At 59.1% G+C, this 12,655-nt stretch carries 17 protein-coding genes; 13 read left to right on the top strand and 4 right to left on the bottom strand.

The window, feature by feature from the left end:
- The first annotated feature begins 293 nt into the window (after positions 1 to 293).
- A complete protein-coding gene (locus AC27HQ_RS09350; RefSeq protein ID WP_487155887.1) occupies positions 294 to 623 on the top strand; it encodes an NGG1p interacting factor NIF3 in 330 nt (109 codons plus the stop codon).
- A 1-nt stretch (position 624) separates the two neighbouring features.
- On the opposite strand, the gene AC27HQ_RS09345 is transcribed toward AC27HQ_RS09350, so the two are convergent.
- Positions 625 to 1,107 (bottom strand): L,D-transpeptidase family protein, encoded by a 483-nt coding sequence (locus tag AC27HQ_RS09345; RefSeq protein WP_487155908.1) that lies wholly within the window; start codon positions 1,105 to 1,107, stop codon positions 625 to 627.
- Positions 1,107 to 1,664, bottom strand: coding sequence for an NUDIX hydrolase (locus AC27HQ_RS09340; protein ID WP_487155886.1), 558 nt, complete (start codon positions 1,662 to 1,664; stop codon positions 1,107 to 1,109). The genes AC27HQ_RS09345 and AC27HQ_RS09340 overlap by 1 nt, the downstream gene beginning before the upstream one ends.
- Before the next feature lie 122 nt (positions 1,665 to 1,786).
- Between AC27HQ_RS09340 and AC27HQ_RS09335 the strand changes: the two genes are divergently transcribed.
- The 5 genes from AC27HQ_RS09335 to AC27HQ_RS09315 are packed head-to-tail and all read left to right on the top strand — an operon-like array spanning position 1,787 to position 5,056.
- A complete protein-coding gene (locus AC27HQ_RS09335) occupies positions 1,787 to 2,395 on the top strand; it encodes an NUDIX hydrolase (RefSeq protein WP_487155885.1) in 609 nt (202 codons plus the stop codon).
- Positions 2,392 to 2,916 carry a gamma carbonic anhydrase family protein gene (locus AC27HQ_RS09330; protein ID WP_487155884.1) on the top strand — a complete coding sequence of 175 codons (525 nt, stop codon included), beginning with the start codon at positions 2,392 to 2,394 and terminating at the stop codon, positions 2,914 to 2,916. Before AC27HQ_RS09335 ends, AC27HQ_RS09330 begins: the two co-directional genes overlap by 4 nt.
- The gene (locus AC27HQ_RS09325; RefSeq protein WP_487155883.1) at positions 2,916 to 3,113 is read left to right on the top strand and encodes a DUF1289 domain-containing protein; all 198 of its coding nucleotides are present in this window, start codon (positions 2,916 to 2,918) and stop codon (positions 3,111 to 3,113) included. Before AC27HQ_RS09330 ends, AC27HQ_RS09325 begins: the two co-directional genes overlap by 1 nt.
- Before the next feature lie 12 nt (positions 3,114 to 3,125).
- Entirely contained in the window at positions 3,126 to 4,307 is a 1,182-nt protein-coding gene (gene purT, locus AC27HQ_RS09320; RefSeq protein ID WP_487155882.1) for a formate-dependent phosphoribosylglycinamide formyltransferase, read from the top strand.
- Positions 4,308 to 4,336: 29 nt separating this feature from the next.
- Complete coding sequence (locus AC27HQ_RS09315) at positions 4,337 to 5,056, top strand: SGNH/GDSL hydrolase family protein (RefSeq protein WP_487155881.1); 720 nt, start codon at positions 4,337 to 4,339, stop codon at positions 5,054 to 5,056.
- On the opposite strand, the gene AC27HQ_RS09310 is transcribed toward AC27HQ_RS09315, so the two are convergent.
- Both AC27HQ_RS09310 and AC27HQ_RS09305 read right to left on the bottom strand, forming a co-directional pair.
- Positions 5,014 to 6,318, bottom strand: coding sequence for an HlyC/CorC family transporter (locus tag AC27HQ_RS09310; protein ID WP_487155880.1), 1,305 nt, complete (start codon positions 6,316 to 6,318; stop codon positions 5,014 to 5,016). The genes AC27HQ_RS09315 and AC27HQ_RS09310 overlap by 43 nt on opposite strands.
- A gap of 27 nt (positions 6,319 to 6,345) precedes the next feature.
- Positions 6,346 to 7,146 carry a cytochrome C assembly family protein gene (locus AC27HQ_RS09305; protein ID WP_487155879.1) on the bottom strand — a complete coding sequence of 267 codons (801 nt, stop codon included), beginning with the start codon at positions 7,144 to 7,146 and terminating at the stop codon, positions 6,346 to 6,348.
- A gap of 157 nt (positions 7,147 to 7,303) precedes the next feature.
- On the opposite strand from AC27HQ_RS09305, the gene ffh reads away from it, so the two are divergent.
- From ffh to AC27HQ_RS09270, 7 genes are all read left to right on the top strand, one after another.
- On the top strand, positions 7,304 to 8,710 hold the full coding sequence (ffh, locus tag AC27HQ_RS09300; RefSeq protein ID WP_487155878.1) for a signal recognition particle protein: 1,407 nt from the start codon (positions 7,304 to 7,306) through the stop codon (positions 8,708 to 8,710).
- A gap of 165 nt (positions 8,711 to 8,875) precedes the next feature.
- A complete protein-coding gene (gene rpsP, locus AC27HQ_RS09295) occupies positions 8,876 to 9,124 on the top strand; it encodes a 30S ribosomal protein S16 (protein WP_487155877.1) in 249 nt (82 codons plus the stop codon).
- A 1-nt stretch (position 9,125) separates the two neighbouring features.
- Positions 9,126 to 9,668, top strand: a complete 543-nt coding sequence (gene rimM / locus AC27HQ_RS09290; RefSeq protein WP_487155876.1) for a ribosome maturation factor RimM — start codon at positions 9,126 to 9,128, stop codon at positions 9,666 to 9,668.
- A gap of 3 nt (positions 9,669 to 9,671) precedes the next feature.
- The gene (gene trmD, locus AC27HQ_RS09285) at positions 9,672 to 10,421 is read left to right on the top strand and encodes a tRNA (guanosine(37)-N1)-methyltransferase TrmD (protein WP_487155875.1); all 750 of its coding nucleotides are present in this window, start codon (positions 9,672 to 9,674) and stop codon (positions 10,419 to 10,421) included.
- Positions 10,422 to 10,453: 32 nt separating this feature from the next.
- On the top strand, positions 10,454 to 10,801 hold the full coding sequence (rplS, locus tag AC27HQ_RS09280; RefSeq protein WP_487155874.1) for a 50S ribosomal protein L19: 348 nt from the start codon (positions 10,454 to 10,456) through the stop codon (positions 10,799 to 10,801).
- Positions 10,802 to 10,915: 114 nt separating this feature from the next.
- On the top strand, positions 10,916 to 11,827 hold the full coding sequence (xerD, locus tag AC27HQ_RS09275; protein WP_487155907.1) for a site-specific tyrosine recombinase XerD: 912 nt from the start codon (positions 10,916 to 10,918) through the stop codon (positions 11,825 to 11,827).
- Positions 11,828 to 11,875: 48 nt separating this feature from the next.
- A complete protein-coding gene (locus tag AC27HQ_RS09270) occupies positions 11,876 to 12,622 on the top strand; it encodes a thioredoxin fold domain-containing protein (RefSeq protein WP_487155873.1) in 747 nt (248 codons plus the stop codon).
- The last annotated feature ends 33 nt before the right edge of the window (positions 12,623 to 12,655 follow it).

Raw genomic sequence — 12,655 nt, 5'->3', positions numbered from 1 at the left:
AACACTTCTAGTGGCACTGGCTGCTGGCCAGTAGGCTTACAGTATGGTCTAGCAACCTGTGCTTTGGCAAAAAAGCAGCGCTCTTTATGTCTTTGACTGTCATGAATTTCACATGGATATAGACGATGATTTGTTTTCGGCTTACTGCATTGCAGTCAATATGGGTGCGAGATTCAACGATACCTTGTTTGAAAACGGCTGCAGGTAAGTTGGCAGACGGCTGAGCTACGACATCTGATTCGCCACGTGGCCGTCATCGGGGCTGCCGCTGGCGGCTGCTGAGGAATATAGGCATGTACAAACTGTGTTTTTATGTCCCCGCGAGCCACCTTGAGCCTGTCAAACAGGCGGTGTTTGCAACGGGCGCCGGACGTATTGGTGATTATGAACACTGTTGCTGGCAGGTCGCAGGGCAGGGCCAGTTCCGTCCCTTGCCGGGTAGCCAGGCCTTTATTGGCCAGCTCGGTGAGCTGACCCGGGTTGACGAGGTGCGGGTCGAGACGGTCTGCAGTAATCGGGTCATACGGGCGGCGGTCAAGGCTCTGATTGACGCCCACCCCTATGAAGAACCCGCTTACGACTGCTGGCCGGTGTTTGCCCTGGCGGATTTGCCGCCGGGCTGAGTCAGGGCCGAATTTCCACCAGGGTGCCGTCCGGCACCAGGTCCCAGAGTTCACGCATCTCGGCATTGCTAAGGGCGATGCAGCCGTTGGTCCAGTCCAGACCCTTGAAGAACCACTCCGGGTAATCTTCATCAATCGGCGTGCCATGGATCATGATCATGCCACCTGGATCCACGCCGCGCTCATAGGCGCTGATGCGGTCCTTGAGATTCGGGTAATCCAGATGCAGGCTGAGGTTGAACTGCTCGCTGCGCTGGCGCCAGTCAATGCTATAGATGCCCTCGGGTGTGCGCTGATCGCCGCGTTCCTGCTTATGGCCAAGGGGTTGCCGGCCGAGGGCCACGCGGTAAGTGCGGATAACCTGTCCGTTGCTGATGATCTCAAGCCGGCGTTCATGCTTGTGGATCAGCAACTGGTCTATGGGCGGGTCAGCCAACAGTGGACCGGCCAGCAGGCATAGCAGCAGGCACAGGCTTGCGCGCATCACTCGGGTTGACGCCGTCGGGCCGGGTTGTAACGGATATCCTTCACGTGGATCGGGAAGTGGTTCTGTTGCCGGTCCTCGAAAAAGTGCTTGAGCGTCTCGCCCACTGTCGGAAAGGCCAGCTCATCCCAGGGAATCTCGGCCTCGTCGAACAGCCGTACCTCCAGACTTTCCTCGCCTGCAGCAAACTGTCCATCAACCAGTTGGCCATGAAAGAACATGTATACCTGGTTGATATGCGGCAGGTTGTAGAGCATGTACAGGTGCTGGCCGCTGACCCTGGCCTGGGCTTCTTCCCAGGTTTCACGCAGGGCGGCTTCCTCGGTGGTTTCACCGTTTTCCATGTAGCCGGCGGGTAGTGTCCAGAAACCGCGGCGCGGCTCGATGGCGCGGCGGCACAGCAGTACCTGATGTTCGTGCACGACCAGGCAGCCGGCAACAATGCGCGGGTTCTGGTAATGCACGGTGTCACAGTGATTGCAGACAAACCGGCTGCGGCTGTCGCCCTCGGGGATGCGCTGGATCACCGGTTGTCCACACTGGCTGCAGAACTTCATGGCTTATGACGTCTCATTCGGATAACTATTTTTGACTATCTTGCGGGGCATTTGTCGGCCGGGCAACTGGTTCTGCGTAAGTGATCATGACATCATTGGGAAAAGCCTCAGAGGTACTCTGCATGCTGGATCAAATGCGCATGCGGGTGGGTGAGTTCAGGCCGCGGCCTGTTGATGCGCCGGGCCTGCCGGAGGCCGGGGTGCTGATCCCGGTAACCTGCGTACATGAGCGTCCGGAAATTATCCTCACAGTGCGCTCGCGGCGACTGTCTACCCACTCGGGCGAAGTGGCCTTTCCCGGTGGCCGACGTGACCCCGGTGATGTTGATCTGCGCTACACCGCCCTGCGTGAAACCCACGAAGAAATTGGCCTGTTGCCGGAGCTGGTGGAGGTGATCGGCCCCATGAGTTCGCTGGTCTCGCGCTACGGCATCAAGGTCACGCCCTTTGTTGGTCTGGTGCCGGATGTCTTCGATCTGGCGCCCAACAGCGGTGAAATTGAAACCGTATTCCGGGTTCCGGTCAGTTTTTTCCTTGAAGACCGGCGCGAGATGACCCACCGTATCGACTATCAGGGGCGCAGCTGGTATGTGCCCAGTTACCGTTTTGACGGCCACAAGATCTGGGGGCTGACCGCCTTGATGCTGGTCGAGTTTGTCAATCTGGCCTTTGATGCCGGTATTGAACTGCATACCCCCTACGATGAAGAGCGCAAGCAGGAGCTGAAATGAAGTACAGCCTGGGACAAGACCGAGTAGAGATGGCCGATGATGCCTGGATTGCCGACTCGGCAGCGGTGATCGGCAAGGTGCGTCTGGATGCTGGTGCCAACATCTGGTTCGGTGCAGTGCTGCGCGGTGACATGGAGCTGATTCATATCGGCGTGCACAGCAATGTCCAGGACGGTGCGGTGATGCACACTGATATGGGTTATCCGCTGACCCTGGGCAAGGGCGTGACCGTTGGCCATAACGCCATGCTGCATGGCTGCACGGTGGGCGATTACAGCCTGATCGGTATCAATGCCGTGGTGCTCAATGGCGCGAAGATCGGCAAGCACTGCATCATTGGCGCCAATGCGCTGGTGCCAGAGGGCAAGGAGATTCCGGACGGCTCGCTGGTGGTTGGTTCGCCCTGCAAGGTGATCCGTGAACTGACCGAGCAGCAAAAGAAAATGCTCGAGGCCAGTGCGGCGCATTATGTGCACAATGCAGCGCGCTATCGCCGCGATCTCAAGGTGCAGGAAGACTGATGCCTGCACCACTGCGCTCGCCCTGCATCGGTGTCTGTGCGTTGGACGAGCAGGATATCTGCACCGGCTGCCAGCGCACCGGAGCGGAAATTACCCTGTGGAGTCGCATGACCGAGGTGCAGCGTGCTGAGGTCCTGCGCCGCTGTGAGCAGCGGGCGCGCGAGCAGGGCTTGTGGTTTTCCCCTACAACCGACTGAAGGAAACTCGTCATGGCCAGAATTGGAACGCCCGGTTCGGAAAACGCTACCCGGGTACTGTTGTTGGGGGCCGGAGAGCTGGGCAAGGAGCTGGTTATCGAGTTGCAGCGGCTGGGTTGCGAAACCATTGCCGTGGACCGTTACCCGCAGGCGCCGGCCATGCAGGTTGCTCACCGGCATCATGTGGTGGACATGCTCGACAAGGTCCAGCTGCGTGAGGTTATTGAATCCGAGCAGCCGGACTATATTGTCCCCGAGATTGAGGCCATTGCTACCCAGACTCTGATGGATATGGAGGCCGAGGGTTACAAGGTTATTCCCACAGCGCGGGCTGCCTGGTTGACCATGGACCGTGAGGGGATTCGCCGTTTGGCGGCAGAAGAGTTGGGTTTGCCCACTTCACCCTACCGTTTTGCCGACAGCCTGGAAGACTATCTTGCCGCTGTGGCTGAGATTGGTCTGCCCTGTGTGGTCAAGCCGGTCATGAGCTCCTCCGGTAAGGGACAGTCCTTGCTGCGCAGCGAAGAGGATATCCACGCGGCCTGGGCGTATGCGCAGTCGGGCGGCCGGGCCGGGCAGGGCCGGGTGATAGTCGAGGGCTTTGTTGACTTTGATTACGAAATCACCCTGCTGACTGTGCGGCATGTTGATGGCACGGAGTTCTGTGCGCCGATTGGTCACCGTCAGGCCGGCGGGGATTATCAGGAGTCCTGGCAGCCCCAGGCCATGAGCGAAGTGGCTCTGACAGAATCCCAACGTATTGCCAAGGCGGTCACCGATGCGTTGGGTGGACGAGGTTTGTTCGGCGTCGAACTCTTTATCAAAGGGGATAAGGTGTGGTTCAGCGAAGTTTCGCCACGCCCGCACGATACCGGCATGGTCACGCTGATCTCTCAGGACCTGTCGGAATTTGCCCTGCATGCGCGGGCCATTCTCGGTTTGCCGATTCCAGCTATTCGCCAGTTGGGGCCGTCAGCGTCGGCGGTGATCCTGGTCGAAGGCCAATCCACGACCGTGAGCTTTGGCAATCTGCACGCCTCGCTGGTTGAAGTCGATACCCAGTTGCGTCTGTTCGGCAAGCCGGAGGTGGCGGGTCAGCGGCGCATGGGTGTGGCGCTGGCGCGTGATGAGGATATTGAGTCTGCGCGGGCCAAGGCCATGCGTGTGGTGGCGGCGGTGGAGATCACGCTCTGAGCCGCTGGTGGTATCTGGCCGCACCGGCCTTGCCACTGCTGTTGCCCCAGGCCCTGTGGGTCAAGCGCACGGCGCTGCGTCTGCCCGAGGCCGCGCAGCCCTGGACGGGGCTTTGTCTTCCGGCTGGTTCCTTGGGCAACGAACACCCTTTGCGCTTGTTGCTGGTGGGTGAGTCGACGGTTGCCGGGGTGGGTGTCGAGACCCAGTCCGAGGCCCTCAGTGGCCAATTGGCTAGCCAGTTGGCGCAGGCCTTGAAGCGCCCGGTGCAGTGGCAGGCCTGTGGTCGTAACGGCGCTACGGCCAGCGATTGCCTGACTGAATTGTTGCCACAGCTGCAGGGTCAGCACTGGGATCTGGTGCTGCTGGTGTTAGGCGTCAACGACACCACACATTTGAGCTCAAGACGGCGTTGGCGTCGAAGCATGACACAACTGGTTGAGGCGTTTGCCGGTCGAGCCGGGCAGTGCCTGATCACTGGTGTGCCGCCATTGGGGTATTTTCAAGCCTTGCCGCAGCCTTTGCGAGCCTGGTTCGGACTGCGTGCCGGCCTGCTGGATACGGATCTGCGCGAACTGGCCAGTCATTCGGGAGCAGGCTATCTGCCCTTGAATATGGCCTTTGAACCGGCGTTTCTGGCCCGGGATGGCTACCATCCTTCAGCGCTGGGTTATGCGCACTGGGCGGCGGGTATTGTTCACCAGTTGGGCTACAGCTCGTCGTCGACGGTGCCGAACGGCAGTTCGCCCTGAATATCCAGTGCGCGATCCCAGATGCGCACGCTTTTCACCATATTGTCCTTGGTCTGCAGGATTTCCATGCGGTAGTGACCAATGCTCAGGCACACGCTGGTCTCAGGGATGCTTTCCAGCTGTTCGGTAATCAAGCCATTCAGGGTCTTTGGGCCGTCAGCCGGCAGTTTCCACTGTAGCTGTCGGTTGATCGCCCGAATCGCGCTGGAACCCTCAATTACAAAGCTGCCGTTGGGTTGCGGATGAATATCCTGGCTGGGCAGCAGCATGTCGGTGGTGAATTCGCCGACAATCTCCTCGAGTATGTCTTCCAGGGTGACCAGGCCAATGACGTCGCCATATTCATCGACGACAATGGCAATCCGGCGTTTCTGCTTCTGGAAATTGAACAGCTGGGTGTGCAAGGGTGTGCTTTCAGGAACGAAATAGGGTTCCTTGCAGGCGGCAATCAAGGTTTCCTTGGTCAGCTCGCCACGGCTCAGTACCCGCGCTATCGAGCGCATGTGCACAATCCCGGTAACCTGATTGATGTCGCTGGTATAGACCGGCAGGCGGGTATGGTGGCAGGTGCGCAGTTGGTTGATGATCTCTGACATGTCATTGTCGAGGTCGATACCTACTGCGTCGTTGCGCGGCACCATGATGTCGTTGACCGTCATCTTTTCCAGATCAAGGATGCCCAGCAACATGTTCTGGCGGCTGCGGGTAATACCCAGGCCGGTTTCGCGGACCACGGTGCGTAATTCTTCGGTACTCAGTTGATCGCTGCCGACGCTGGCCGGATTCACGCCGATCAAGCGCAGCAGTACGTTGCTGATGGCGCCGCAAATCCACACCACTGGATACAACACAATCTGCAGCAGGCGCAGCACAAAGCTGGCCGGGAAGGCGATCAGCTCCGGGCGCAGGGCCGCCAGGGTCTTGGGCGTTATTTCACCAAAAATCAGGATAACGATGGTCAGGCCGATGGTGGCCACGGCAATTCCGGCTTCGCCCCAGATCTGCACGGCGACCACGGTGGCGATCGAGGCGGCAAGAATGTTGACGATATTGTTGCCGACCAGAATGGTGCCAAGCAGCCGGTCAGGGCGCTCCAGCAGGCGCGAAGCACGCTTGGCGGCCTTGTGCCCCTCCTTGGTCAGGTGTTTGAGCCGGTAGCGGTTCAGGCTCATCATGCTGGTTTCCGAGCTGGAGAAAAAAGCCGACAGCACGATAAGCACCGCCAGGCAGATCAGCAGGAAACTGGTATGGGCGTTGTTCAAGGGACTACCTCGGAAGAGATGGGAGCATCAGAGTGGCAGCAGGAACTCGCGCACCAGCTTGCTGCCGAAATAGGCCAATGCCAGCAGCAGAAAGCCAGCCAGGGTCCAGCGGATCGCATTGCTGCCGCGCCAACCGCGAAAATGCCGGCCCCAGAGCAGAATGCCGAAGACGATCCAGGCCAGGCAGGACAGCAGGGTCTTGTGCGCCACACCCTGAGCCAGCATGTTGTCGAGAAACACAAAGCCGGAGATCAGGGCGAGGGTCAGCAGTACCTCTCCGCAGAGCAGGAACTGGAACAGCAGGCGTTCCATGGTCTGCAGTGGCGGGAAGTTACGGATGAAACGGGTCGGGTGCTTGTGTTTGAGTTGATAATTCTGGATGGCCAGCAGGCTGGCCTGGAATACCGCGATGGTGAGGATGCCGTAGGCCAGGATCGACAGCAGCACGTGCAGCATCAGTGCCCCCTCGTCGGGTACCACCACGCTGCCCTGGCCCGGAAACAGCCAGGCCAGCAGGCCGGTGATCAGTGCCAGCGGGTAAAGCCCGAGCAGCAGTGTGGTGATGGGCGCACGCAGGCTGAACAACAGGGTAATGGCGATTACCAGCCAGGCAATCAGCGAGGCGGTATTGAAGAAGCCCAGCATCAACCCCTGCGCAGAGAACAACTGCAGATACAGACTGCCGGCATGGGCGGTCAGGGCGACCAGGCCGATGCTGCGGAGCAGACTTTCATTGACGGTCAGGCGTTTGCCCAGACAGTGCAATTGGTAGGCGCTGCCACATAGATAAAGAAGCGCTGCGAGCAGACTTGGAGTAAGGGCTGTCATACGTCCCTGCGGGTAAGAAACAATGGGGCAAAGTGTGGCACAAGCTGCGCTGCGGTTAAAGCGCTTCCCTGTCATCCATCCGGAGGGCCATGTATACTCCTGCGCTTGATTGCTTCGGGCCGCCAGGCGGCGCACAACGAAGCCCAGGAGATGACGCATGTTTGACAATCTTACCGAACGGCTTTCGCACTCGTTGGCGGGTGTGACCGGCCGAGCCAAACTGACCGAAGATAATATCCGCGACACCCTGCGCGAAGTGCGTATGGCACTGCTGGAGGCGGATGTCGCTCTGCCGGTGGTCAAGGCCTTTGTTGATCAGGTCCGCGACCGCGCCGTCGGTCAGGAAGTATCACGCAGCCTGTCGCCGGGCCAGGTCTTTGTAAAGATCATCAAGGCTGAGCTGGAAGCGGTGATGGGCGAGACCGTCGGTCTGAATCTGGCCGTCACCCCCCCGGCCGTGATCCTTATGGCGGGTTTGCAGGGTGCCGGTAAGACCACCTCGGTGGCCAAGCTGGCGCGTACCCTGCGCGAGCGGCAGAAGAAAAAGGTCATGGTGGTCAGTGCCGACGTCTACCGTCCGGCGGCGATCAAGCAGCTGGAAACCCTGGCCGCTGAAGTGGATGTCACCTTCTTCCCGTCCGATGCCGGCCAGAAGCCGGTGGCCATTGTTGAGGCCGCCATGCGCGAGGCGCGCAGCCGCTTCATGGATGTGCTGATCATCGACACCGCCGGTCGTCTGGCCATCGATGCCGAGATGATGGACGAGATTCGCGCCGTGCATGCCGCCGCCAAGCCGGCCGAAACGCTGTTTGTGGTCGATGCCATGACCGGTCAGGATGCGGCCAATACCGCCCAGGCCTTTAATGAGGCGTTACCGCTAACCGGTGTGATCCTGACCAAGGTCGACGGTGATGCGCGCGGCGGTGCGGCCTTGTCGGTGCGCCATATCACCGGTAAGCCGATCAAGTTTCTGGGCATGGGTGAGAAGACCGATGCCCTGGAAGTCTTCCACCCTGACCGTATTGCCTCGCGCATCCTCGGCATGGGTGATGTGCTTAGTCTGATCGAACAGGCCGAGCAAAAGCTCGATAAGCAGAAGGCCGAAAAGCTCGCCAACAAGCTGAAAAAGGGCAAGGGCTTCGATCTTGAGGACTTCCGTGACCAGTTACAGCAGATGCGTGGCATGGGTGGTCTGGGTTCGATGATGGAAAAGCTGCCGATGATGGGTGGCAAGATCAACGCCGCGCAGATGGAAACCGCGCAGACCGCCGCAGAGAAGCAGTTCAAGGTCATGGAGGCGATCATCAATTCCATGACCCCGGGTGAGCGTCGCAACCCGGATATCATCAGTGGTTCGCGCAAGCGCCGGATTGCCGCCGGTTCGGGCACCCAGATCCAGGATATCGGTCGTGTCATCAAGCAGCACAAGCAGATGCAGAAGATGATGAAGAAGGTCAGTGGCAAGGGTGGTATGGCCAAACTGATGCGTGGCATGGGCGGTATGGGTGGCATGGGCGGCGGCGGTGGCATGCTGCCCCCAGGCGGTGGTATGCCGAAGTTTTGAGGTAGCAGCCGGCTTTGCCGGCATGCTGTTCAGGGGTTGATCAAAAAACAGTTTTCAATAGCCGCGATATTCCGTAGAATACGCGACCTTTCGGGTATGTCGGACTTGGTCCGTTACCCGGCATGAATCAATGAGCGTTACTCAATTACAGGAAACGATGTCCACATGGTAACCATTCGTCTTGCTCGTGGTGGCTCCAAGAAGCGCCCTTTTTATCACCTGACTGTTGCCAACAGCCGTAACGCCCGTGATGGCCGTTTCGTTGAGCGCGTTGGTTTTTTCAACCCCGTTGCAAGCGGTGCTGAAATTCGTCTGTCAGTGAACCAGGAGCGTGTCAGCTACTGGCTGGGTCAGGGCGCACAGCCTTCTGACCGCGTTGCTGCTCTGCTGAAGGAAACTCAGGCCTCTGCCTGATATGACTTCTTTGCCGGAATCGGCCACATCGCCCTGGGTGGTGTTGGGAAAGATCGTCTCGGTTCACGGCATTCGCGGCTCGGTCAAGGTGTACTCCGAAACCGATCCGCTGGATAACATTCTGGACTACCCGCAGTGGGTGCTCCGACGGGGAGCGGAAACGCGTACCGTCAAAGTGCTCAAGGGCCGGGTTCAGGGTCGCGTGCTGGTGGTTGATCTGGAAGGCGTGACCGACCGGGACCAGGCACAGGCCTTGGGTGACTTCGAGATCTGTGTTGAGCGCGCTGCGCTGCCGGCTCTCGAGCCAGGCGAGTATTACTGGAACCAGCTGGAAGGTTTGCAGGTAGTGACCCTCGAAGGTCAGCTACTGGGTTGCATAGACCATCTGCTGGAAACCGGCTCGAACGATGTAATGGTAGTCAAGCCCTGTGCGGGCAGCCTGGATCAGCGCGAGCGGTTATTGCCTTACTTGCCTGATCTGTACGTGAAATCGGTTGATCTGCAGTCAGGTGTGATGCAGGTGGACTGGGATCCGGAGTTCTGATCGGTGTGGGCCGGTGTAGTCACCCTGTTCCCCGAGATGTTTGCGGCTCTGACTGACTACGGTGTGACAGGTCGCGCAGTCAAGCGCGGTCAGCTGCAGCTGGTCTTCAGCAATCCACGTGAGCATGCCCATGACCGTCATCGGACGGTGGATGACCGGCCCTTTGGTGGTGGCCCCGGTATGCTGATGAAAGTCGAGCCACTGCTGGACGCCATTGAAGCGGCCAGGCAGCAGGCGCCCTCGACGCCCCGGGTGATCTACCTGTCACCCCAGGGCCAGCCGCTGACCCAGCAACGGGCCGCCGAGTTGGCTCAGCTGGACAGCCTGGTGCTGTTATGCGGGCGCTACGAAGGCATCGACGAGCGCATCATTGAGATGTGTGTTGATGAAGAAATTTCCATCGGCGACTACGTGTTGTCCGGTGGTGAACTGGGAGCCATGGTGCTTCTGGATGCGGTAACCCGATTGATTCCAGGCGTGCTTGGGCATGCGGCATCAGCGGAAGAGGATTCGTTTTCGGAAGGGTGGCTGGATTGTCCGCATTACACCCGGCCGGAAGAGTTTGCCGAGCGGCGCGTACCGGAGGTGTTGCTCAGTGGTAATCATGAACTGATCCGGCGCTGGCGTCTCAAGCAGTCCCTGGGCAGAACCTGGCTACGTCGACCAGAGTTGCTCAAGGATTTAACGCTGAGCAAAGAACAGCAACAGCTGTTGGCGGAATTTATCCGCGAACAGGAAACCGATAACCATTGATGCAAGTCCGGCGGCTTGTGCAGGAGAGAGAAATGTCCAATATTATTGCCCAGATCGAAGCTGAGCAGATGAGCAAGCAGTTGCCCCCCTTTGCACCGGGTGACACTGTCATCGTCCAGGTTAAAGTGAAGGAAGGCGACCGTTCGCGTCTCCAGGCCTTTGAAGGCGTGGTTATCGGTAAGCGTAACCGTGGTCTGAACTCGGCCTTTACCGTGCGTAAAATCTCCAACGGTGTTGGCGTAGAGCGTACCTTCCAGAGCTACTCGCCGCTGGTTGACAGCATTACCGTCAAGCGTCGTGGTGATGTACGTAAAGCCAAGCTGTACTATCTGCGTGACCTGTCTGGTCGTGCCGCACGCATCAAGGAAAAGCTGTCCTGATCGGACGCTTTACCTGCGTAAAGAAAAGCAGCCTTCGGGCTGCTTTTTTGTTATTTGCAGTAAGATGGTCAGACCTTTTTCCGTCAGGCAGGTAAAGCGCCCATGCAGCATCCCATGCCCAAGGCTGTGATCAGCGAGGCAGAGCAGCGTCTGGTAGCCGACTACGTCGACAGTCTGTGGCTGGAACGGGGTCTGGCACGGCCGACGCTGGAAGCCTATCGCACCGATCTTGAGCATTTGGCCAGTTGGCTGGCCGGGCGTGGCTGCCACTTGCTGCAGGCGTCACGCGCGGATCTGATGGAGCATCTGGGCTGGCGCATTGGTCAGGGTTATCAGGCCCGCTCCACGGCCCGATTACTGTCCTGTGTGCGCGGTTTTTATCGCCATGCATTGCGTCAGAACCTCATCAGTCAGGACCCGACCCTGGATATCGAGTTGCCGAAACTGGGTCGACCCTTGCCCAAATCCCTGAGTGAGGCCGAGGTCGAGGCGCTGTTGGCGGCGCCGGATGTCGACGACAGTTTGGGTCTGCGCGACCGCTGCATGCTTGAGGTGCTGTATGCCTGCGGTCTGCGTGTCAGTGAGCTGACCGGCCTGCGGCTGGATCAGTTGAACCTGCGTCAAGGTGTGGTACGGGTAACGGGCAAGGGCAGCAAGGAGCGCTTGGTACCCCTGGGTGAGGAGGCCCTGGCCTGGCTTGAGCGTTATCTGCGTGAAGGGCGTGCCGAGCTGTTGGCTGGGCAGCCCAGTGACGTGGTGTTTCCCAGTCGACAGGGGCGGGAGATGACGCGTCAGACCTTCTGGCATCGCATCAAGCTGCATGCCCTGCAGGCGGGGATTAATCGCTCGTTGTCACCGCATACCCTGCGCCATGCCTTTGCCACCCATCTGCTCAATCACGGCGCTGATTTGCGGGTCGTGCAGATGCTGCTGGGTCACAGTGATCTGTCGACGACACAGATCTACACACATATTGCCCGTCAGCGTTTGCGCGATCTGCATGCAAGCCATCATCCCCGTGGGTGAGTGGCATCTTTCATGCTAAGCTTGGCAGCCTTGAATGAGGACTGAATAATGCGAATGAATTACCTTGCCGCCGGCTTTCTGGCCTTGACGGTATTCAATGTCATGGCCGAGGAGCCTGCGTCAGCCACCCAAGAGGATACGGCTGCCGCCCTGAGTGCCCATTTCGAGCGTCTGGGATTGCCTGCGCAGGTGCGCAGCGTTGAGCCGTCGGCGCTGCCCGGTGTGATGCAGGTAATGACCAGCACCGGGCGCGTGCTGTATGCGTCGGAAGACGGTGCCTTGTTGCTGGAAGGTGCTTTGCTGGATATCAGCGGCGAGCGCATGGTTAATCTGACGGCGCGAGTCGAGGCCGAGAGCGTTCGTGATGCGGTCAACAACATGCCGCGTGACGAGTTGGTGATCTTTGCGCCGGCCGAGCCCAAGACCCATATCACGGTCTTTACCGACGTCGACTGTGGTTACTGCCGAGTGCTGCATCAGGAGGTTGAAGAGCTCAATCAACTGGGTATCGAGGTACGTTATGCGGCCTTCCCGCGCAGCGGGCCGAACGAAGCAAGTGCTGCCACCATGCAGTCTATCTGGTGTGCCGATGACCGCCAGGCGGCGATGACGCTGGCCAAGCTGGGTGAGCCCGTTGAGCCAAAGACCTGCGACAATCCAGTGGTCGAACAGCTGCTCTTCGGTCAGCAACTGGGTGTCAAAGGTACGCCTGCCATTTTCTTTGCCAACGGTGTGTTGCAGCCTGGATATACGCCTGCAGCGACGTTGGCAGCCGAAGCGCTGGTTAACCAATAAGCAGCCAATTTAGAAAATATTTTCAATTAACAG

This window comes from Halopseudomonas sp. 4NH20-0008, assembly GCF_057548395.1.
This window is presented reverse-complemented; position numbering and strand designations above follow the sequence as displayed.

Excerpts from the sequence above, each read along its gene's own strand:
- AC27HQ_RS09345 (WP_487155908.1), bottom strand. The coding sequence starts at position 1,107 with ATGCGCGCAAGCCTGTGCCTGCTGCTATGCCTGCTGGCCGGTCCACTG.
- AC27HQ_RS09340 (WP_487155886.1), bottom strand. The coding sequence starts at position 1,664 with ATGAAGTTCTGCAGCCAGTGTGGACAACCGGTGATCCAGCGCATCCCC.
- rpsP (WP_487155877.1), top strand. The coding sequence starts at position 8,876 with ATGGTAACCATTCGTCTTGCTCGTGGTGGCTCCAAGAAGCGCCCTTTT.
- AC27HQ_RS09350 (WP_487155887.1), top strand. The coding sequence starts at position 294 with ATGTACAAACTGTGTTTTTATGTCCCCGCGAGCCACCTTGAGCCTGTC.
- xerD (WP_487155907.1), top strand. The coding sequence starts at position 10,916 with ATGCCCAAGGCTGTGATCAGCGAGGCAGAGCAGCGTCTGGTAGCCGAC.
- rimM (WP_487155876.1), top strand. The coding sequence starts at position 9,126 with ATGACTTCTTTGCCGGAATCGGCCACATCGCCCTGGGTGGTGTTGGGA.
- ffh (WP_487155878.1), top strand. The coding sequence starts at position 7,304 with ATGTTTGACAATCTTACCGAACGGCTTTCGCACTCGTTGGCGGGTGTG.
- purT (WP_487155882.1), top strand. The coding sequence starts at position 3,126 with ATGGCCAGAATTGGAACGCCCGGTTCGGAAAACGCTACCCGGGTACTG.
- rplS (WP_487155874.1), top strand. The coding sequence starts at position 10,454 with ATGTCCAATATTATTGCCCAGATCGAAGCTGAGCAGATGAGCAAGCAG.
- AC27HQ_RS09270 (WP_487155873.1), top strand. The coding sequence starts at position 11,876 with ATGCGAATGAATTACCTTGCCGCCGGCTTTCTGGCCTTGACGGTATTC.
- AC27HQ_RS09305 (WP_487155879.1), bottom strand. The coding sequence starts at position 7,146 with ATGACAGCCCTTACTCCAAGTCTGCTCGCAGCGCTTCTTTATCTATGT.
- AC27HQ_RS09325 (WP_487155883.1), top strand. The coding sequence starts at position 2,916 with ATGCCTGCACCACTGCGCTCGCCCTGCATCGGTGTCTGTGCGTTGGAC.
- AC27HQ_RS09330 (WP_487155884.1), top strand. The coding sequence starts at position 2,392 with ATGAAGTACAGCCTGGGACAAGACCGAGTAGAGATGGCCGATGATGCC.
- AC27HQ_RS09335 (WP_487155885.1), top strand. The coding sequence starts at position 1,787 with ATGCTGGATCAAATGCGCATGCGGGTGGGTGAGTTCAGGCCGCGGCCT.